The 19,474-nt window shown below is 55.5% G+C and carries 16 protein-coding genes; all 16 read left to right on the top strand.

Annotated features, from left to right (window positions below):
* The first annotated feature begins 615 nt into the window (after window positions 1-615).
* The 16 genes from leuO to U9O48_RS03830 all read left to right on the top strand — a co-directional run bounded on the left by leuO (window position 616) and on the right by U9O48_RS03830 (window position 19,473).
* Window positions 616-1,563, top strand: coding sequence for a transcriptional regulator LeuO (leuO, locus tag U9O48_RS03755; RefSeq protein ID WP_282491731.1), 948 nt, complete (start codon window positions 616-618; stop codon window positions 1,561-1,563).
* 386 nt (window positions 1,564-1,949) lie between these two features.
* Window positions 1,950-3,674 (top strand): acetolactate synthase 3 large subunit, encoded by a 1,725-nt coding sequence (ilvI, locus tag U9O48_RS03760; RefSeq protein ID WP_285150653.1) that lies wholly within the window; start codon window positions 1,950-1,952, stop codon window positions 3,672-3,674.
* A complete protein-coding gene (gene ilvN, locus U9O48_RS03765; protein WP_006173870.1) occupies window positions 3,674-4,165 on the top strand; it encodes an acetolactate synthase small subunit in 492 nt (163 codons plus the stop codon). Before ilvI ends, ilvN begins: the two co-directional genes overlap by 1 nt.
* Before the next feature lie 180 nt (window positions 4,166-4,345).
* Window positions 4,346-5,350 (top strand): catabolite repressor/activator, encoded by a 1,005-nt coding sequence (cra, locus tag U9O48_RS03770; RefSeq protein WP_282491642.1) that lies wholly within the window; start codon window positions 4,346-4,348, stop codon window positions 5,348-5,350.
* 600 nt (window positions 5,351-5,950) lie between these two features.
* Window positions 5,951-6,409, top strand: coding sequence for a division/cell wall cluster transcriptional repressor MraZ (gene mraZ / locus U9O48_RS03775; RefSeq protein ID WP_282491643.1), 459 nt, complete (start codon window positions 5,951-5,953; stop codon window positions 6,407-6,409).
* 2 nt (window positions 6,410-6,411) lie between these two features.
* Entirely contained in the window at window positions 6,412-7,353 is a 942-nt protein-coding gene (gene rsmH / locus U9O48_RS03780) for a 16S rRNA (cytosine(1402)-N(4))-methyltransferase RsmH (protein ID WP_282491644.1), read from the top strand.
* The gene (ftsL, locus tag U9O48_RS03785; protein WP_014068894.1) at window positions 7,350-7,715 is read left to right on the top strand and encodes a cell division protein FtsL; all 366 of its coding nucleotides are present in this window, start codon (window positions 7,350-7,352) and stop codon (window positions 7,713-7,715) included. Before rsmH ends, ftsL begins: the two co-directional genes overlap by 4 nt.
* 15 nt (window positions 7,716-7,730) lie before the next feature.
* Complete coding sequence (locus tag U9O48_RS03790; protein ID WP_282491645.1) at window positions 7,731-9,497, top strand: peptidoglycan glycosyltransferase FtsI; 1,767 nt, start codon at window positions 7,731-7,733, stop codon at window positions 9,495-9,497.
* Window positions 9,484-10,971 carry a UDP-N-acetylmuramoyl-L-alanyl-D-glutamate--2,6-diaminopimelate ligase gene (gene murE, locus U9O48_RS03795; RefSeq protein WP_285150654.1) on the top strand — a complete coding sequence of 496 codons (1,488 nt, stop codon included), beginning with the start codon at window positions 9,484-9,486 and terminating at the stop codon, window positions 10,969-10,971. Before U9O48_RS03790 ends, murE begins: the two co-directional genes overlap by 14 nt.
* Window positions 10,968-12,326, top strand: coding sequence for a UDP-N-acetylmuramoyl-tripeptide--D-alanyl-D-alanine ligase (murF, locus tag U9O48_RS03800; RefSeq protein ID WP_285150655.1), 1,359 nt, complete (start codon window positions 10,968-10,970; stop codon window positions 12,324-12,326). Before murE ends, murF begins: the two co-directional genes overlap by 4 nt.
* The gene (mraY, locus tag U9O48_RS03805) at window positions 12,320-13,402 is read left to right on the top strand and encodes a phospho-N-acetylmuramoyl-pentapeptide-transferase (protein ID WP_095280770.1); all 1,083 of its coding nucleotides are present in this window, start codon (window positions 12,320-12,322) and stop codon (window positions 13,400-13,402) included. The genes murF and mraY overlap by 7 nt, the downstream gene beginning before the upstream one ends.
* A 2-nt stretch (window positions 13,403-13,404) precedes the next feature.
* Entirely contained in the window at window positions 13,405-14,721 is a 1,317-nt protein-coding gene (murD, locus tag U9O48_RS03810; RefSeq protein WP_285150656.1) for a UDP-N-acetylmuramoyl-L-alanine--D-glutamate ligase, read from the top strand.
* A complete protein-coding gene (gene ftsW, locus U9O48_RS03815) occupies window positions 14,721-15,965 on the top strand; it encodes a cell division protein FtsW (protein WP_095280772.1) in 1,245 nt (414 codons plus the stop codon). The genes murD and ftsW overlap by 1 nt, the downstream gene beginning before the upstream one ends.
* Window positions 15,962-17,026 (top strand): undecaprenyldiphospho-muramoylpentapeptide beta-N-acetylglucosaminyltransferase, encoded by a 1,065-nt coding sequence (gene murG, locus U9O48_RS03820; protein ID WP_285146000.1) that lies wholly within the window; start codon window positions 15,962-15,964, stop codon window positions 17,024-17,026. Before ftsW ends, murG begins: the two co-directional genes overlap by 4 nt.
* A 58-nt stretch (window positions 17,027-17,084) precedes the next feature.
* Window positions 17,085-18,560, top strand: a complete 1,476-nt coding sequence (murC, locus tag U9O48_RS03825; RefSeq protein WP_282491650.1) for a UDP-N-acetylmuramate--L-alanine ligase — start codon at window positions 17,085-17,087, stop codon at window positions 18,558-18,560.
* On the top strand, window positions 18,553-19,473 hold the full coding sequence (locus U9O48_RS03830) for a D-alanine--D-alanine ligase (RefSeq protein WP_285150658.1): 921 nt from the start codon (window positions 18,553-18,555) through the stop codon (window positions 19,471-19,473). Before murC ends, U9O48_RS03830 begins: the two co-directional genes overlap by 8 nt.
* Window position 19,474: the final 1 nt, after the last annotated feature.

Here is a 19,474-nt window from a genome sequence, read left to right on the forward strand (position 1 = left end):
AATGCGTTATGCTTTTAGTGGTACTGGATATGCGGATTCAAGTCAACCCCCGAAGTGAAAAACACCCTCAAACCGTCATGACAATCGGATTTCTGCTTTAGCGTATTGTGCTGGGTTTTGCTACAGAGCTTATTTAAATTGTCTACTTTTGGACTTTAAATAATGATTGAAAATAAATTTAATATAATTCGTTTCAATTAATCATGACCAAATGTGTTTGCGGTGCTACTGCTAAAGTCATTAAATTCATTGGGTTGTGATTTTTTCAGATACGCAGTGAGTGAATGAAAGTCCACCAATGATAATGGATTGTTAACCAACAGACGTTGGTCATGTTGAATAGTTTAATAAAACTTAAATATTTGTTTACCGGAAGGCTTATTGTTTATTCATTGGATTTATGGTTTCATTCAAATCCTAATGTTCTGGTTATTGCTTGGTTCCTTATCGCTTGAACTCGTGTATACCTGCACCTGTTATTTGGCATAAGCATTTTATATATTCCGAATTTTAAACTTTTCTCTTTTTCTGGTTTTATCTGCATGATAAATAATATTTTTAAAAGTTATTTCTGCACTAAGGCAAAGGGAGTTTAGCGTGACAGTGGAGTTAGATATGTTAGAAAAAAGAAATGATCAGCCTCACACGACAAGTGAAGGGACCAGGCCGCAACTGCGTACGGTAGATCTTAACTTATTAACCGTTTTTGATGCTGTTATGCAGGAACAGAATATTACCCGAGCCGCGCAGTCTTTAGGGATGTCTCAGCCTGCCGTCAGTAATGCCGTTGCCAGACTTAAACTGATGTTTAACGATGAACTCTTCGTCCGCTATGGCCGCGGGATCCAGCCTACCGCCAGAGCCTATCAGCTTTTTGCCTCCGTGCGTCAGGCGTTGCAGCTGGTCCAGAATGAGTTGCCAGGGTCCGGATTCGAACCTCTAAGCAGTGAACGTGTTTTCCACCTTTGCGTGTGCAGTCCGCTGGATAATTATCTGACTTCCGTTATCTATAATAAAGTCGAGGCCATCGCGCCTAATATTCATCTGATATTTAAGTCATCCTTAAATCAAAACACTGAGCATCAGCTTCGTTATCAGGAAACAGAATTTGTTCTTGGCTATGAAGAGTTTCGTCGCCCGGAATTTTCTTGCGTTCCCTTGTTCAAAGATGAAATGGTGTTAGTCGCCAGCAAAACCCATCCGCGCATTAATGGTCCGCTGCTGGAAAGCGATGTTTATAATGAACAGCATGCGGTGGTGGCGCTTGATCGCTACGCCTCATTTAGCCAGCCCTGGTACGATACCCCGGATAAACAAGCCAGCGTGGCATACCAGGGAATGGCCATGGTGAGCGTGTTGAATATCGTTTCGCAGACGCACCTGGTGGCCATTGCCCCTCGTTGGCTGGCGGAAGAGTTCTCCTCCCAGCTCAATCTGCAAATATTATCGCTGCCGCTGAAACTAAATAGTCGCACCTGTTATCTTTCCTGGCACGAGGCTGCAGGGCGAGATAAAGGCCATCAGTGGATGGAAGAGTTATTGGTGAGCGTTTGCCGGCGTTAATCGCCATCAGGATAAATCGGTGGAAATCATCCGGTTTATCCTGCCTTTATTTCCAGTGGTAGTATTTTATCCTGTCATGAATTTTTCCCTTCGTGTTTTACCGCGCAAAAATAGATGAATTACTGATTCAGTCTCTTTTTAAGCGACGAATCATCATCGCCAAAGTGTATTCCAGTGGAATTCACCATATCTTGTCATAATCCCTGTGTATTCTGCTTTTAGTCCCTTTTTCACGCCTCCGTTTGCTGATTGCCTGCCTCATAGGGAGCGGTTAAGGTGAAGGTCACTCTGCAAAAATGTAAGACAGGGGCAACCCTGGTCAGCAAGACGGCGAGGAAATGAATTCCTGTGTTCGTCTATAACAACAAGAAGCCTGGAGGCAAACCATGGAGATGTTGTCTGGCGCCGAAATGGTCGTCCGGTCGCTTATCGATCAGGGCGTCAAGCAAGTATTCGGCTATCCCGGAGGCGCGGTCCTCGATATTTACGATGCGTTACACACCGTGGGCGGTATTGATCATGTACTGGTGCGCCATGAGCAAGCCGCCGTACATATGGCTGACGGTCTGGCGCGTGCCACCGGGGAAGTGGGCGTGGTGCTGGTCACCTCGGGCCCAGGAGCCACCAACGCCATTACCGGCATTGCGACTGCCTATATGGATTCCATCCCGCTGGTCATTTTATCCGGACAGGTTGCCACCTCGCTGATTGGCTACGACGCCTTTCAGGAGTGCGACATGGTCGGGATCTCCCGCCCGGTGGTGAAGCACAGCTTCCTGGTCAAACAAACGGAAGACATTCCGGGCGTGCTGAAAAAAGCCTTCTGGCTGGCCGCCAGTGGCCGTCCTGGCCCGGTTGTTGTCGATTTACCCAAAGATATTCTCAATCCGGCCAACAAACTGCCGTACGTCTGGCCTGATTCCGTGAGCATGCGCTCTTATAATCCCACGACGCAGGGACATAAAGGTCAAATCAAACGCGCGCTGCAGACGCTGGTCGCCGCGAAAAAACCGGTGGTATATGTGGGTGGCGGTGCGGTGAACGCCCATTGCCATGCGCAGCTTCGTGAGCTAATCGAAAAGCTGAACCTACCTGTCGCATCGTCATTGATGGGGCTGGGCGCATTTCCGGCTACGCACCGTCAGGCGCTGGGTATGCTGGGGATGCATGGCACCTATGAAGCCAACATGACCATGCATAACTCCGATGTGATTTTTGCCGTCGGGGTGCGCTTTGACGATCGCACCACCAACAATCTGGCGAAGTACTGCCCGAATGCGACGGTGCTGCATATCGATATCGACCCGACCTCTATCTCTAAAACCGTTCCTGCCGATGTGCCGATCGTGGGCGATGCTTTGCAGGTTCTGGAACAAATGCTGGAGCTATTGGCGCATGACGCTCCTGCACAGCCGCTGGATGATATTCGCGACTGGTGGCAGCAGATTGAGCAGTGGCGTGGCCGTCAGTGTCTGAAATACGACACTCAGAGCGAACACATCAAGCCGCAGGCGGTGATCGAAACGATCTGGCGCTTGACCCAGGGCGATGCCTACGTCACCTCTGATGTCGGTCAGCACCAGATGTTTGCTGCCCTCTATTATCCGTTTGATAAACCGCGTCGCTGGATAAACTCCGGCGGCCTCGGAACCATGGGCTTCGGTCTGCCCGCTGCCTTAGGCGTGAAGCTGGCGCTGCCAAATGAAACGGTGGTGTGCGTCACCGGTGATGGCAGTATCCAGATGAACATTCAGGAGCTCTCCACCGCACTGCAATACGATCTGCCGGTACTGGTGCTGAACCTTAACAACGGCTATCTGGGGATGGTGAAGCAGTGGCAGGACATGATCTACTCCGGACGCCATTCGCAATCCTATATGAAATCGTTGCCGGACTTTGTACGGGTGGCGGAAGCCTACGGTCACGTCGGTATTCGCGTCAGCGATCCAAAAGAGCTGGAAGCGAAGCTCGGCGAAGCGCTGGAGCACGTCAGGAACAATCGCCTGGTCTTTGTGGATGTCATCGTCGATGGAACGGAGCACGTCTATCCGATGCATATCCGCGGCGGCGGTATGGATGAAATGTGGTTAAGCAAAACGGAGAGAACCTGATGCGCAGGATATTATCTGTACTCCTGGAAAACGAATCTGGCGCGCTGTCGCGCGTCATTGGGCTCTTTGCGCAGCGCGGCTACAACATTGAAAGCCTGACCGTGGCACCGACCGACGATCCGACCCTGTCGCGGATGACTATCCAGACCGTCGGCGATGCGAAAGTGCTTGAGCAAATTGAAAAGCAGCTGCATAAATTAGTGGATGTGCTGCGAGTGAGTGAATTAGGGCAGGGGGCGTACGTCGAGCGTGAAGTGATGCTGGTGAAAATTCAGGCCAGCGGATACGGACGCGAAGAGGTTAAGCGCAATACGGATATCTTCCGTGGGCAAATCATCGACGTGACACCCTCTATCTATACCGTTCAGCTTGCCGGAACCAGCGATAAGCTCGATGCCTTTCTGGCTTCCGTTCGCGATGTAGCAAAAATTGTCGAGGTCGCGCGCTCAGGCATCGTGGGCTTGTCCCGCGGTGATAAAATCATGCGCTAACGACCAAAAAAGTTCGCCTCTTTCAGCCCGGTCTGCAAAGCCGGGCTTTTTTTTGCCTAAACACCGCCTAAGGACAATAAAAGCGGTTGCCGCAAGAACTATTCTGCGTTTAGATGTTAAAAGATATAACCATAAACCTGACAAGGCCATGGACTCTTTTATTTCGTTTAAGGGGCAATTGTGAAACTGGATGAAATCGCCCGGCTAGCCGGCGTGTCACGAACTACGGCGAGCTATGTGATTAACGGTAAAGCAAAGCAGTACCGTGTTAGCGACAAAACCGTTGAAAAAGTGATGGCGGTGGTTCGTGAGCATAACTACCATCCGAACGCTGTCGCGGCCGGGTTACGTGCCGGGCGCACCCGCTCTATTGGTCTGGTGATCCCGGATCTGGAGAACACCAGCTACACACGCATTGCGAACTATCTCGAACGTCAGGCGCGTCAGCGTGGCTATCAGCTGCTGATCGCCTGCTCGGAAGATCAGCCCGATAACGAGATGCGCTGCATTGAACACCTGCTGCAGCGCCAGGTCGACGCGATTATTGTGTCGACCTCTCTGCCGCCTGAGCATCCTTTCTACCAGCGCTGGGCGAATGGTTCGTTCCCGATTGTGGCGCTCGATCGTGCGCTCGACCGCGAACACTTCACAAGCGTGGTGGGTGCCGATCAAGACGATGCCGAGATGCTGGCCGCTGAGCTAAGAACTTTCCCGGCGGAAACCGTCCTCTATCTCGGCGCGCTGCCAGAGCTCTCCGTCAGCTTCCTGCGCGAGCAGGGGTTCCGTACCGCCTGGAAAGACGATCCGCGCGAGGTGCACTACCTCTACGCTAACAGTTACGAGCGCGAAGCCGCTGCTCAGCTATTTGAAAAGTGGCTTGAGACGCACCCGATGCCGCAGGCGTTGTTCACCACCTCTTTCGCGCTGTTACAGGGCGTGATGGACGTGACGCTGCGCCGCGAAGGGAAACTCCCTTCCGAACTGGCGATTGCCACCTTTGGTGATAACGAACTGCTCGACTTTCTGCAATGCCCGGTGCTGGCCGTCGCTCAGCGTCATCGTGATGTGGCCGAACGGGTGCTGGAGATCGTGCTGGCGAGCCTCGATGAACCGCGTAAGCCAAAGCCGGGACTGACGCGTATCAAACGTAATCTCTACCGTCGCGGCGTGTTAAGCCGTCATTAATCACACATCAGGGCAGGTTAACTGCCCTGACTGTTTCTCATTATCACGTCAAATAATATCCTGACTAAAATTAAGATAATTCTCTAAGAATCATAGCCTGCTATTCGTCTTAATTCTTTTTGCTTTCTTCGAGTGCTTTTTAAGGTTATTTCGGCAACAGTTATCGCTATTTTTTGTATTGTTTTGTTACAAAGGCCATTCCCGCGCTGAATTATCAGCCGTTTTTTCCTCTCTGACTCCGGCCTGCGCGCCAGGTCTTGTCTCTTCTGGCTTCTCCGGTGAATCTGGCGCTGTTATCCCCGTGCGTAATGTCTTAAAATGCCGCCCGCGTCGCAAACTGACACTTTATATTTGCCCGTGGTGGTATGGAGTGAATTTTAACGCCCATGGGTCTATTTGTTTTTTTTCTTACAAATATTCATGACGTTAATTTTGCCTCGTTAGTTGTGCAGTTATTAATCAAGTTGGGTTATGTCCGTAAATAGGTGGCATCCATGCCCTTATCGCGGTAGTCCTGGCTTGACAAGCTTTTCCTTCGCTCCGTAAACTCCTTTATGTGGGAATTTGTGGGTTAAAGTGGTGATAAGGGGTGAGGCTGGCATGTTCCGTGGGGCGGCGTTAGTCAATCTCGACAGCAAGGGGCGTTTATCGGTACCAACCCGATATCGCGATCAGCTGATCGAAAACGCTTCGGGTCAAATGGTTTGCACCATTGACATCAACCACCCCTGCCTGCTGCTTTACACCTTACCCGAGTGGGAAATTATTGAGCAAAAGCTGTCGCGACTGTCGAGCATGAATCCGCAGGAACGCCGCGTACAGCGGTTGTTATTGGGACATGCCAGTGAATGTCAGATGGATAACGCAGGACGTTTATTGATAGCCCCTGTGTTACGGCAACATGCTGGTCTGACGAAAGAAGTGATGCTGGTCGGGCAGTTCAATAAGTTTGAACTGTGGGATGAAACGACCTGGTATCAACAGGTCAAGGAAGATATCGACGCTGAGCAGTCTGAATCCGTAGTGCTTTCGGACAGGCTGCAGGACTTGTCTCTATAAATATGATGGAAAATTATAAACATACAACGGTGCTACTGGATGAGGCCGTCAACGGCCTGAATATTCGTCCTGATGGCATCTATATCGATGGAACATTTGGTCGCGGTGGTCACTCGCGTCTGATCCTCTCCCAACTGGGAGCGGAAGGCCGCTTACTGGCAATCGATCGCGATCCGCAGGCTATTGCCGTGGCGAAGACCATCGATGATCCACGCTTTTCCATCGTCCATGGACCTTTCTCTGCGCTGGCGGATTATGTCGCCGAGCGCGGCCTGACGGGCAAGATCGACGGAATCCTTCTCGATCTTGGCGTCTCTTCACCCCAGCTTGATGACGCAGAGCGCGGTTTTTCCTTTATGCGCGACGGTCCGCTGGACATGCGTATGGACCCGACCCGCGGCCAGTCTGCTGCCGAATGGCTGCAAACCGCTGACGAAGCCGACATTGCCTGGGTGATCAAAACCTTCGGCGAAGAGCGTTTCGGCAAACGTATTGCCCGCGGCATCGTGGAGCGTAATCGCATTGAACCGATGACCCGCACCAAAGAGCTGGCAGAGGTCGTGACCGCGGCAACGCCGGTCAAAGACAAATTCAAACATCCCGCGACCCGTACCTTCCAGGCGGTGCGCATCTGGGTGAACAGTGAACTGGAGGAGATAGAGCAGGCGCTAAAAAGCTCGCTCGGCGTGCTGGCCCCAGGTGGGCGGTTATCCATCATCAGCTTCCACTCGCTGGAAGACCGTATTGTGAAGCGCTTTATGCGTGAGCAAAGCCGCGGTCCTCAAGTGCCAGCTGGGCTGCCGATGACGGAAGAACAACTCAGGAAGCTGGGCGGCCGTCAGTTGCGAGTATTAGGCAAGTTGATGCCGGGCGAAGAAGAGGTGGCAGAGAATCCACGTGCCCGTAGTTCAGTGCTGCGTATCGCAGAGAGGACGAACGCATGATCAGCAGAGTGACAGAGACCTTAAGCAAGGTTAAAGGATCGTTAGGAAGCAACGAGCGCCATGCCTTGCCTGGCGTGATCGGCGACGATCTCTTGCGGTTTGGGAAGCTGCCACTCTGCCTGTTCATTTGCATCATTGTGACGGCTGTGACGGTGGTGACCACCGCGCACCATACCCGTTTATTAACCGCGCAGCGCGAGCAGATGGTGCTCGAACGCGATGCGCTGGATATCGAATGGCGAAACCTGATTCTTGAAGAAAACGCGCTCGGCGATCACAGCCGGGTTGAACGGATCGCAACGGAAAAGCTGCAGCTGCAGCATGTTGATCCTTCTCAGGAAAATATCGTAGTACAAAAATAAGGGAACACGCGACGCATGAGAGCAGCGGCGAAAACGCAAAAACCGAAACGTCAGGAAGAACAGGCCAACTTTGTCAGTTGGCGTTTTGCGTTGCTTTGTGGCTGTATTTTACTGGCGCTGGTGTTCCTGCTGGGCCGTGCGGCGTGGTTGCAGATCATCGCTCCTGACATGCTGGTGCGCCAGGGTGACATGCGTTCCCTGCGCGTGCAGGAAGTGGCAACATCGCGCGGTCTGATCACCGATCGTTCCGGTCGTCCACTGGCGGTGAGTGTGCCGGTGAAAGCGATCTGGGCCGATCCGAAAGAGCTCCACGATGCTGGCGGCGTGACCCTCGATAACCGCTGGAAGGCGCTGGCCGATGCGCTGAAAATGCCTCTCGACCAGATGGCGGCGCGCGTGAACGCTAACCCGAAAGGGCGCTTTATCTATCTGGCGCGTCAGGTTAACCCTGACATGGCCGACTACATCAAAAAATTGAAACTGCCGGGCATTCATCTGCGTGAAGAGTCACGCCGTTATTACCCGTCGGGAGAAGTGACCGCTCACCTCATTGGCTTCACTAACGTCGATAGTCAGGGGATCGAAGGGGTCGAAAAAAGCTTTGATAAATGGCTGACGGGCCAGCCGGGCGAACGTGTGGTGCGTAAAGACCGCTACGGGCGTGTCATCGAGGATATCTCCTCAACCGACAGCCAGGCCGCGCATAACCTGGCCCTGAGTATCGACGAACGTCTGCAGGCGCTGGTGTATCGCGAGCTGAACAATGCCGTAGCGTTCAACAAAGCCGAATCCGGCAGTGCCGTGCTGGTGGATGTCAGCACCGGTGAAGTACTGGCGATGGCGAACAGCCCGTCCTACAACCCGAACAACCTGACGGGGACGCAGAAAGATGTGATGCGTAACCGTACCATCACCGACGTCTTCGAACCCGGTTCGACCGTCAAACCGATGGTGGTGATGACCGCCCTGCAGCGCGGCATCGTCAACGAAAATACCGTTCTGAATACGATCCCTTACCGAATTAACGGTCACGAAATCAAAGACGTGGCGCGTTACAGCGAATTGACCCTCACCGGGGTTTTGCAGAAGTCGAGTAACGTCGGTGTTTCTAAGCTGGCGTTAGCGATGCCGTCCTCAGCGTTAGTAGAGACTTACTCACGTTTTGGGCTAGGAAAGGCGACCAATTTGGGGTTGGTCGGAGAACGCAGTGGCTTATATCCTCAAAAACAACGGTGGTCTGACATAGAGAGGGCCACCTTCTCTTTCGGCTACGGGCTAATGGTAACGCCGTTACAGTTAGCGCGAGTCTACGCAACGATTGGCAGCTATGGCGTCTATCGCCCGCTGTCGATTACCAAAGTTGATCCACCGGTTCCCGGCGAGCGTATCTTCCCGGAAGCCACCGTACGTACCGTCGTGCACATGATGGAGAGCGTCGCCCTGCCGGGCGGCGGTGGCGTCAAAGCCGCCATCAAGGGCTATCGCATCGCGATTAAAACCGGTACCGCGAAAAAAGTGGGGCCAGATGGCCGCTACATCAACAAATACATTGCTTATACCGCAGGCGTCGCGCCTGCCAGTAATCCGCGTTTTGCGCTGGTGGTCGTCATTAACGATCCACAGGCGGGTAAATACTACGGCGGCGCCGTCTCCGCGCCAGTGTTCGGTGCCATCATGGGCGGTGTTCTGCGTACCATGAACATCGAGCCTGATGCGCTGGACACGGGCGATAAAAATGAATTTGTAACTAATCAAGGCGAGGGAACAGGTGGCAGATCGTAATTTGCGCGACCTTCTTGCTCCGTGGGTGCAAACGCTGCCCGCGCGAGCACTGCGAGAGATGGTACTCGACAGCCGTGTGGCTGCGTCGGGCGATCTTTTTGTAGCAGTAGTCGGTCATCAGGCGGACGGGCGTCGGTATATCCCGCAGGCGATAGCGCAAGGTGTAGCTGCCATTATTGCTGAGGCAAAAGATGAAGCAACCGATGGCGAAGTGCGTGAAATTCACGGCGTGCCGGTCATCTATCTCAGCCAGTTGAATGAACGCCTTTCCGCTCTGGCGGGACGTTTTTACGATGAGCCGTCCGATCAGCTGCGTCTGGTTGGCGTGACGGGCACCAACGGTAAAACCACCACCACGCAGTTGATGGCGCAGTGGGCCGAGCTGCTGGGTGAAACCAGCGCGGTGATGGGTACCGTCGGCAACGGTTTGCTGGGTAAAGTGAACCCGACGGAAAACACCACCGGCTCTGCAGTCGACGTGCAGCATGTGCTTGCCGGTCTGGCAGGGCAGGGCGCGACCTTTGCCGCGATGGAAGTCTCTTCTCACGGCCTGGTCCAGCACCGTGTGGCCGCGCTGAAATTTGCCGCATCGGTGTTTACCAACCTGAGCCGCGATCACCTCGACTATCACGGCGACATGGAAAGCTACGAAGCCGCGAAATGGCTGCTGTACTCCACTCACCACTGCGGTCAGGCGATTGTGAACGCCGACGACGAAGTGGGCCGCCGCTGGCTGGCGAAGCTGCCGGATGCGGTTGCCGTGTCGATGGAAGACCATATTAATCCGAACTGCCATGGCCGCTGGCTGAAGGCGACGGACGTGAATTATCACGACAGCGGGGCGACGATCCGCTTTGACTCCTCCTGGGGCGAAGGCGAAATTGAAAGCCGCCTGATGGGCGCGTTTAACGTCAGCAACCTGCTGCTGGCGCTGGCCACGTTGCTGGCGCTGGGCTATCCGCTGGCCGATCTGCTGAAAACCGCCGCGCGTCTGCAACCCGTTTGTGGCCGTATGGAAGTGTTTACCGCACCGGGCAAACCGACGGTCGTCGTTGATTATGCCCACACTCCGGACGCGCTGGAAAAAGCGCTGCAGGCGGCACGTCTGCACTGCACCGGTAAACTGTGGTGCGTCTTCGGCTGCGGCGGCGATCGCGACAAAGGTAAGCGCCCACTTATGGGAGCGATTGCCGAGGAGTTCGCCGATATCCCGGTTGTCACCGATGACAACCCGCGTACCGAAGAGCCGCGCGCGATCATCAACGATATTCTCGCAGGTATGCTCGATGCCGGGCATGCGCGTGTGATGGAAGGCCGCGCAGAAGCGGTGACGAACACCATCATGCAGGCCAAAGAGAATGACGTGGTGCTGCTGGCCGGTAAAGGCCACGAAGATTACCAGATTGTCGGCGCGCGTCGTCTCGACTATTCCGACCGCGTCACCGCGGCACGTCTGCTGGGAGTGGTGGCATGATTAGCTTAACGCTAAGCCAGGCTGCCTCTGTGCTCAAGGGCGAGCTGCAGGGTCAGGATCTGACTATTGATGCCGTCACGACTGACACTCGCAAAATCACCGCGGGCTGTCTGTTTGTGGCGCTGAAAGGCGAGCGCTTTGACGCGCACGATTTTGCCGATCAGGCGAAAGCAAACGGCGCGGGCGCACTGCTGGTGAGCCGTAAGCTTGATATCGACCTGCCGCAGATTGTGGTGAAAGACACCCGTCTGGCGTTTGGTGAGCTGGCGGCCTGGGTGCGTCAGCAGGTTCCGGCGCGCGTGGTCGCGCTGACCGGTTCTTCCGGCAAAACCTCCGTGAAAGAGATGACCGCGGCCATTCTGAGCCAGTGCGGGAACACCCTCTACACGGCGGGCAATCTGAATAACGATATCGGCGTGCCGATGACGCTCCTGCGTCTGACCAAAGAATACGACTACGCCGTGATTGAATTAGGCGCCAACCACCAGGGCGAAATTGCCTGGACCGTCGGCCTGACGCGTCCGGAAGCGGCGTTAGTCAATAACCTCGCCGCCGCACATCTTGAAGGTTTTGGCTCGCTGGAAGGCGTGGCAAAAGCCAAAGGTGAGATTTACACCGGTCTGTCGACAGACGGCATCGCCATCATGAATGCCGATAACAACGACTGGCTGAACTGGAAAGAGGTGATTGGCGCGCGCAAAACCTGGCGCTTCTCGCCAAATGCGGCCAACAGCGATTTCACCGCGACCAATATCCACGTGACCTCGCACGGCACCGAATTTACGCTGCAAACCCCGACGGGCGGTGTGGACGTGTTACTCCCGCTGCCGGGTCGCCACAATATCGCGAACGCCCTGGCGGCGGCCGCGCTGTCGATGGCGGTCGGCGCCACGCACGAGGCGATCAAAGCGGGTCTGGCGAATCTGAAAGCGGTGCCGGGGCGTCTGTTCCCGGTTCAGCTGGCAGAAAACAAACTGCTGCTGGATGACTCCTACAACGCCAACGTCGGCTCGATGACTGCCGCCGTGCAGGTGCTGTCTGAGATGCCGGGTTATCGCGTGATGGTCGTGGGCGACATGGCTGAGCTGGGTGTTGAGAGCGAAGCCTGTCATATCCAGGTCGGCGAAGCGGCGAAAGCTTCAGGAATTGATCGAGTATTGAGCGCCGGAACCTTGAGCCAGGCGATTAGCCAGGCGAGTGGCGTCGGTGAACATTTCGCTGATAAATCGGCGCTGATTACGCGCCTTAAAACACTGGTAGAAGAACACCAAATTGTGACGGTTTTAGTGAAAGGTTCACGTAGTGCCGCCATGGAAGAGGTTGTGCACGCATTACAGGAGAACGGAACATGTTAGTTTGGCTGGCTGAACATTTGGTCAAATATTATTCAGGCTTTAACGTCTTTTCCTATTTGACGTTTCGCGCCATCGTCAGCCTGCTGACCGCGCTGTTCATCTCTCTGTGGATGGGCCCGCGCATGATCGCCCGTCTGCAAAAGCTCTCCTTTGGTCAGGTTGTGCGTAACGACGGTCCGGAATCGCACTTCAGCAAACGCGGTACGCCAACCATGGGCGGGATCATGATCCTGACCGCCATTGTCGTCTCGGTTCTGCTGTGGGCGTATCCCTCTAACCCGTACGTCTGGTGCGTACTGACCGTGCTGATCGGCTACGGCATTATCGGTTTTGTCGATGACTATCGCAAAGTCGTGCGTAAAGACACCAAGGGCCTGATTGCGCGCTGGAAATACTTCTGGATGTCGGTGATTGCCCTCGGCGTGGCCTTTGCGCTCTACCTTGCAGGGAAAGACACTCCGGCGACCGAGCTGGTGGTGCCGTTCTTCAAAGACGTGATGCCTCAGCTGGGGCTGTTCTACATCCTGCTGGCCTACTTCGTGATTGTCGGTACCGGCAACGCCGTGAACCTGACCGATGGTCTGGATGGCCTGGCGATTATGCCAACCGTCTTTGTGGCCGGTGGTTTTGCGCTGGTGGCGTGGGCGAGCGGTAACATGAACTTTGCCAGCTATCTGCATATTCCCTATCTGCGCCACGCCGGTGAGCTGGTGATCGTCTGTACGGCGATTGTCGGCGCGGGGCTGGGCTTCCTGTGGTTCAACACCTATCCGGCGCAGGTCTTTATGGGCGACGTCGGCTCGCTGGCGCTGGGCGGCGCGCTCGGCATTATCGCCGTGCTGCTGCGTCAGGAGTTCCTGCTGGTGATCATGGGCGGCGTGTTTGTGGTTGAAACCCTTTCCGTGATTTTGCAGGTCGGCTCCTTCAAGCTGCGCGGTCAGCGCATCTTCCGTATGGCACCGATTCACCATCACTATGAACTGAAAGGCTGGCCGGAACCGCGCGTGATTGTGCGCTTCTGGATTATTTCGCTGATGCTGGTCCTGATTGGCCTGGCCACGCTGAAGGTACGTTAATCATGGCAGATTACCAGGGTAAAAAAGTCGTTGTCATCGGGTTAGGCCTTACGGGCCTGTCCTGCGTGGACTTTTTCCTCGGGCGCGGCGTCACGCCGCGTGTGATGGATACGCGTGTTTCTCCGCCTGGTCTGGACAAGTTGCCAGAACAGGTTGAACGCCACCTTGGTGGTCTGAATGATGCCTGGCTGCTTGCCGCCGATCTGATTGTCGCAAGCCCTGGAATGGCGCTGGCGCATCCGTCCTTAAACGCGGCGGCGGACGCGGGCGTTGAGATTGTCGGCGATATCGAACTGTTTTGCCGCGAAGCGCAGGCCCCGATCGTAGCGATTACCGGCTCTAACGGAAAAAGCACCGTCACGACGCTGGTCGGCGACATGGCAAAAGCGGCGGGCGTGAACGTCGGCGTTGGCGGCAATATCGGCCTGCCAGCGTTGATGCTGCTCGATCCGGCTCGCGAGCTGTATGTGCTTGAACTCTCCAGCTTCCAGCTGGAAACCACCTCCAGTCTGCAGGCCGTGGCCGCCACGATCCTGAACGTGACGGAAGATCATATGGATCGCTACCCGTTTGGTCTGCAGCAATATCGCGCGGCCAAACTGCGCGTCTATGAAAACGCAAAAGTGTGTGTGGTGAACGCGGACGATGCGTTGACCATGCCGGTGCGTGGCGCGGACGAGCGTTGCATCAGCTTTGGCGTGAATATGGGTGACTATCACCTGAATCATCAGCAGGGCGAAACCTGGCTGCGGGTGAAAGGCGAGAAAGTGCTGAACGTGAAAGAGATGAAACTTTCCGGCCAACACAACTACACCAATGCCCTGGCGGCGCTGGCGCTGGCGGATGCGGCAGGCTTACCGCGTGCGACCAGCCTGAAAGCCCTGACCACCTTTACCGGTCTGGCGCACCGCTTCCAGCTGGCGCTGGAACACAACGGTGTGCGCTGGATTAACGACTCAAAAGCCACCAACGTGGGCAGCACCGAAGCGGCGCTGAACGGCCTGCGCGTGGATGGCACGCTCTACCTGTTGCTCGGTGGCGACGGCAAATCGGCCGATTTCTCCTCCCTGAAACAGTATCTGACGGGCGATAACATTCGCCTGTACTGCTTTGGTCGTGACGGCGCTGAGCTGGCAGAACTGCGCCCTGAGATAGCTCAGCAAACCGAAACCATGGAACAGGCTATCCGTCAGATCGCGCCTCTGGTTAAAGCGGGCGATATGGTGCTGCTGTCTCCTGCCTGCGCCAGCCTCGACCAGTTTAAGAATTTCGAACAGCGTGGTGATCTCTTTACCCGCCTCGCGAGGGAGTTAGGCTGATGCGTTTATCTCTCCCTCGCCTGAGAATGCCGCGTATGCCGGGATCGCGTATCTTCGGCTGGCTGTTTGCGGCGCTGAAAGGCTGGGTGATGGGCTCGCGGGATAAAGATTCCGATAGCCTCGTGATGTACGACCGTGCGCTGCTGTGGTTCACCCTGGGCCTGGCGGCGGTCGGTTTCATCATGGTGACTTCGGCTTCGATGCCTGTCGGGCAGCGTCTGGCGAACGATCCTTTCCTGTTCGCCAAGCGTGATGGTTTGTACATCATCCTCGCGTTCTGTCTGGCGATGATCACGCTGCGTCTGCCGATGGAGTTCTGGCAGCGCCACAGTACCGCGATGCTGATTGCCTCCATCATTATGCTGCTGATCGTGCTGGTGGTGGGGAGCTCGGTGAACGGGGCATCGCGCTGGATCGCTTTTGGTCCGCTGCGTATTCAGCCTGCGGAATTTACCAAGCTGTCGCTGTTCTGCTATCTCGCCAACTACCTGGTGCGCAAGGTCGATGAAGTCCGAAATAACCTGCGCGGCTTCTTAAAACCGATGGGCGTGATTCTGGTGCTGGCGGTTCTTCTGCTGGCGCAGCCGGACCTCGGTACGGTGGTGGTACTGTTTGTCACCACGCTGGCGATGCTGTTCCTGGCGGGCGCGAAGCTGTGGCAGTTCATCGCGATTATCGGGATGGGCATCTCGGCCGTGGTTCTGCTGATCCTCGCCGAGCCGTATCGTATTCGCCGTGTGACCTCTTTCTGGAACCCTTGGGAAGATCCGTTCGGCAGCGGTTATCAGCTGACTCAGTCGCTGATGGCCTTTGGCCGAGGCGAGGTCTGGGGCCAGGGGCTGGGCAATTCAGTGCAAAAACTGGAGTATCTGCCGGAGGCACACACCGACTTCATCTTCTCCATTATTGGGGAAGAACTGGGTTATATCGGTGTGGTACTGGCACTTTTAATGGTATTCTTCGTCGCTTTCCGCGCCATGTCGATTGGCCGAAAAGCGCTGGAAATCGATCACCGCTTCTCAGGTTTCCTGGCCTGCTCAATTGGTATCTGGTTTAGCTTCCAGGCATTGGTGAACGTTGGCGCGGCAGCGGGTATGTTGCCGACGAAGGGCCTGACGTTGCCGCTGATCAGTTACGGTGGTTCGAGTCTGTTGATTATGTCGACAGCGATTATGTTCTTGTTACGCATAGATTATGAGACGCGTCTGGAAAAAGCCCAGGCGTTTACACGAGGTTCACGATGAATCAACCGAAGCGGTTAATGGTGATGGCGGGCGGTACCGGCGGACATGTTTTCCCGGGGCTCGCGGTTGCGCACCATTTAATGGATCAAGGCTGGCAAGTGCGCTGGCTGGGAACCGCCGATCGCATGGAAGCCGATCTGGTGCCGAAGCACGGTATCGAGATCGACTTTATTCGGATTTCAGGTTTGCGCGGCAAAGGCATCAAAGCGCAGCTGCTGGCTCCGGTCCGCATCTTCAACGCCTGGCGTCAGGCGCGCGCGATCATGAAGCGCTTTAAACCTGATGCGGTACTGGGTATGGGCGGTTACGTTTCCGGTCCTGGTGGACTGGCGGCCTGGTCGCTGGGCATTCCGGTTGTGCTGCACGAGCAGAACGGTATCGCCGGGTTGACCAACAAATGGCTGGCAAAAATTGCCACCAAAGTGATGCAGGCCTTCCCCGGTGCGTTTCCAAAAGCGGACGTGGTGGGCAACCCGGTGCGCGTTGATGTGCTGGCGTTACCGTTGCCGCAGGAGCGTCTGATCGGGCGCGAAGGCCCGGTTCGGGTGCTGGTCGTTGGTGGCTCGCAGGGCGCACGGATCCTGAACCAGACCCTTCCGCAGGTAGCCGCAAAGCTCGGCGACAGCGTCACGATCTGGCATCAGAGCGGGAAGGGCGCGCAGCAAACGGTTGAACAGGCTTATGCCGGGGCGGGTCAGCCGCAGCATAAAGTCACTGAATTTATTGACGACATGGCGGCAGCCTATGCCTGGGCCGATGTCGTGGTGTGTCGTTCCGGTGCGCTGACGGTCAGTGAAATTGCCGCTGCGGGTTTGCCAGCGGTATTTGTGCCTTTCCAGCACAAAGACCGACAGCAGTACTGGAATGCGTTACCGCTTGAGAAAGCCGGTGCCGCCAAAATTTTTGAGCAGCCACAGTTTACCGCCGACGCCGTCGCTTCCACCCTCGCGGGCTGGAACCGGGCGACGCTGCTGGAGATGGCCGAACGCGCGCGCGCGACGGCGATTCCGGATGCGACCGAGCGGGTGGCAAATGAAGTGAGCCTGGCAGCAAAGGCTTAACCCTTGTAGCGCGTTTTGCGTTGCACGAATTTTGAGAAGTATCGATGGCGGTTAGAGAATGAATACACAACAACTGGCGAAACTGCGTTCAATCGTGCCCGAGATGCGTCGCGTCCGGCACATTCACTTCGTTGGCATCGGCGGCGCAGGTATGGGCGGTATTGCCGAAGTCTTAGCGAACGAAGGTTACCAGATCAGCGGTTCCGATCTGGCGCCGAACCCTGTCACGCAACAGTTGGCGTCGCTTGGGGCGACCATCTATTTCAACCATCGTCCTGAAAACGTACTGGATGCGAGCGTTGTTGTGGTCTCCAGCGCGATCTCTGCCGATAACCCGGAAATTGTTGCCGCGCACGAAGCGCGTATCCCGGTGATCCGCCGCGCGGAGATGCTGGCCGAGCTGATGCGTTTTCGTCACGGTATCGCCGTAGCGGGTACGCACGGCAAAACGACGACCACGGCGATGGTCTCGAGCATTTATGCCGAAGCGGGTCTGGATCCGACCTTCGTCAACGGTGGCCTGGTAAAAGCGGCGGGCGTGCATGCCCGTCTCGGCCATAGCCGTTACCTGATAGCGGAAGCCGATGAGAGCGACGCGTCGTTCCTGCATCTGCAGCCGATGGTGGCGATTGTCACCAACATCGAAGCCGACCACATGGATACCTACCAGGGCGACTTCGAAAATTTAAAGCAGACGTTTATTAATTTCCTGCACAATTTGCCGTTTTATGGTCGTGCGGTGATGTGTGTGGACGATCCGGTGATTCGCGAACTGCTGCCGCGCGTGGGTCGTCAGATTACCACTTACGGTTTCAGCGAAGATGCTGACGTGCGTGTGGAAGACTATACCCAACTGGGTGCGCAGGGGCATTTCACCCTGGTCCGTCAGGATAAAGCCCCGCTGCGTGTGACGCTGAACGCGCCGGGCCGCCACAATGCGCTCAACGCGGCGGCTGCGGTGGCGGTTGCCACTGAAGAAGGCATTGAAGACGACGATATTTTACGCGCGCTGGAAGGTTTCCAGGGCACCGGGCGTCGTTTCGACTTCCTCGGTGAATTCCCGCTCGAGCCAGTCAACGGCAAAGCGGGCACCGCGATGCTGGTGGATGATTACGGTCACCATCCAACAGAAGTGGATGCGACCATTAAAGCGGCACGCGCGGGCTGGCCGGATAAAAATCTGGTGATGGTCTTCCAGCCACACCGCTACACGCGTACCCGTGACCTGTATGACGACTTCGCCAACGTGCTGTCGCAGGTGGATACGCTGCTGATGCTGGATGTTTATTCAGCGGGTGAAACTCCGATTCCGGGCGCAGACAGTCGATCTTTGTGTCGGACTATCCGTGGACGCGGTAAGGTAGACCCGATTCTGGTCTCCGATCCAGCGCAAGCTGCTGAAATTCTGGCACCTGTACTGACCGGTAACGATTTGATTCTGATCCAGGGCGCGGGAAATATCGGCAAAATCGCCCGTAACTTAGCGCAAATCAAACTGAAGCCGCAAACCTCAGAGGATGAACGCAATGGCTGATAAGATTGCGGTCCTCTTCGGCGGAACCTCTGCTGAGCGCGACGTTTCGCTGAACTCCGGTGCCGCCGTGCTGGCGGGTCTGCGTGAAGGTGGTGTCGACGCCTACCCGGTGGATCCAAAAGAGACGGACGTCACGCGTCTGAAAGAGATGGGCTTCGATAAAGTCTTTATCGCGCTGCACGGGCGCGGCGGCGAAGATGGCACCCTGCAAGGGCTGTTGGATTTGATCGGTTTGCCTTACACCGGCAGCGGTGTGATGGCCTCCGCGATTTCAATGGACAAACTGCGCAGCAAATTGTTGTGGCAGGGGGCGGGTTTACCCGTTGCGCCGTGGGTTGCGCTGACCCGCCGTGAGTTCGAAATGGGCCTCGACGAGAGCGTCAATGCACGCATTGCAGAGCTGGGTTTACCCGTTATTGTAAAACCGAGCCGTGAAGGTTCAAGTGTTGGTATGTCCAAAGTTGAACAAGCTGGTGATTTAACATCGGCGTTAGCTTTGGCTTTTCAACACGATGAAGAAGTTCTGATTGAAAAATGGCTCAGCGGTCCGGAATTTACCGTGGCGATGCTCGGTGAAGAAATTTTGCCGTCAATTCGCATCCAACCCGCTGGAACCTTCTATGATTATGAAGCGAAGTATCTCTCTGATGAGACGCAATATTTCTGTCCAAGTGGTCTGGAAGCAGAACGTGAATCAGATTTACAGGACCTGGTGCTCAAAGCCTGGACTGTTTTAGGTTGTCGTGGTTGGGGACGTATCGACGTGATGCAGGACAGCGACGGTGAATTTTATCTGCTGGAAGCCAATACCTCTCCGGGTATGACCAGCCACAGCCTGGTGCCGATGGCGGCGCGTCAGGCGGGCATGAGCTTCTCGCAGCTAGTCGTCCGTATTCTGGACCAGGCGAACTGAT

It is taken from the genome of Lelliottia sp. JS-SCA-14, assembly GCF_035593345.1.
GTDB classification, from domain to species: domain Bacteria; phylum Pseudomonadota; class Gammaproteobacteria; order Enterobacterales; family Enterobacteriaceae; genus Enterobacter; species Enterobacter wanjuensis.

Bases quoted from the DNA above. Each gene is read 5' to 3' on its own strand.
- leuO (WP_282491731.1), top strand. From the start codon at position 616: ATGTTAGAAAAAAGAAATGATCAGCCTCACACGACAAGTGAAGGGACC.
- ilvI (WP_285150653.1), top strand. From the start codon at position 1,950: ATGGAGATGTTGTCTGGCGCCGAAATGGTCGTCCGGTCGCTTATCGAT.
- ilvN (WP_006173870.1), top strand. From the start codon at position 3,674: ATGCGCAGGATATTATCTGTACTCCTGGAAAACGAATCTGGCGCGCTG.
- mraZ (WP_282491643.1), top strand. From the start codon at position 5,951: ATGTTCCGTGGGGCGGCGTTAGTCAATCTCGACAGCAAGGGGCGTTTA.
- rsmH (WP_282491644.1), top strand. From the start codon at position 6,412: ATGATGGAAAATTATAAACATACAACGGTGCTACTGGATGAGGCCGTC.
- ftsL (WP_014068894.1), top strand. From the start codon at position 7,350: ATGATCAGCAGAGTGACAGAGACCTTAAGCAAGGTTAAAGGATCGTTA.
- U9O48_RS03790 (WP_282491645.1), top strand. From the start codon at position 7,731: ATGAGAGCAGCGGCGAAAACGCAAAAACCGAAACGTCAGGAAGAACAG.
- murF (WP_285150655.1), top strand. From the start codon at position 10,968: ATGATTAGCTTAACGCTAAGCCAGGCTGCCTCTGTGCTCAAGGGCGAG.
- mraY (WP_095280770.1), top strand. From the start codon at position 12,320: ATGTTAGTTTGGCTGGCTGAACATTTGGTCAAATATTATTCAGGCTTT.
- murD (WP_285150656.1), top strand. From the start codon at position 13,405: ATGGCAGATTACCAGGGTAAAAAAGTCGTTGTCATCGGGTTAGGCCTT.
- ftsW (WP_095280772.1), top strand. From the start codon at position 14,721: ATGCGTTTATCTCTCCCTCGCCTGAGAATGCCGCGTATGCCGGGATCG.
- murG (WP_285146000.1), top strand. From the start codon at position 15,962: ATGAATCAACCGAAGCGGTTAATGGTGATGGCGGGCGGTACCGGCGGA.
- murC (WP_282491650.1), top strand. From the start codon at position 17,085: ATGAATACACAACAACTGGCGAAACTGCGTTCAATCGTGCCCGAGATG.
- U9O48_RS03830 (WP_285150658.1), top strand. From the start codon at position 18,553: ATGGCTGATAAGATTGCGGTCCTCTTCGGCGGAACCTCTGCTGAGCGC.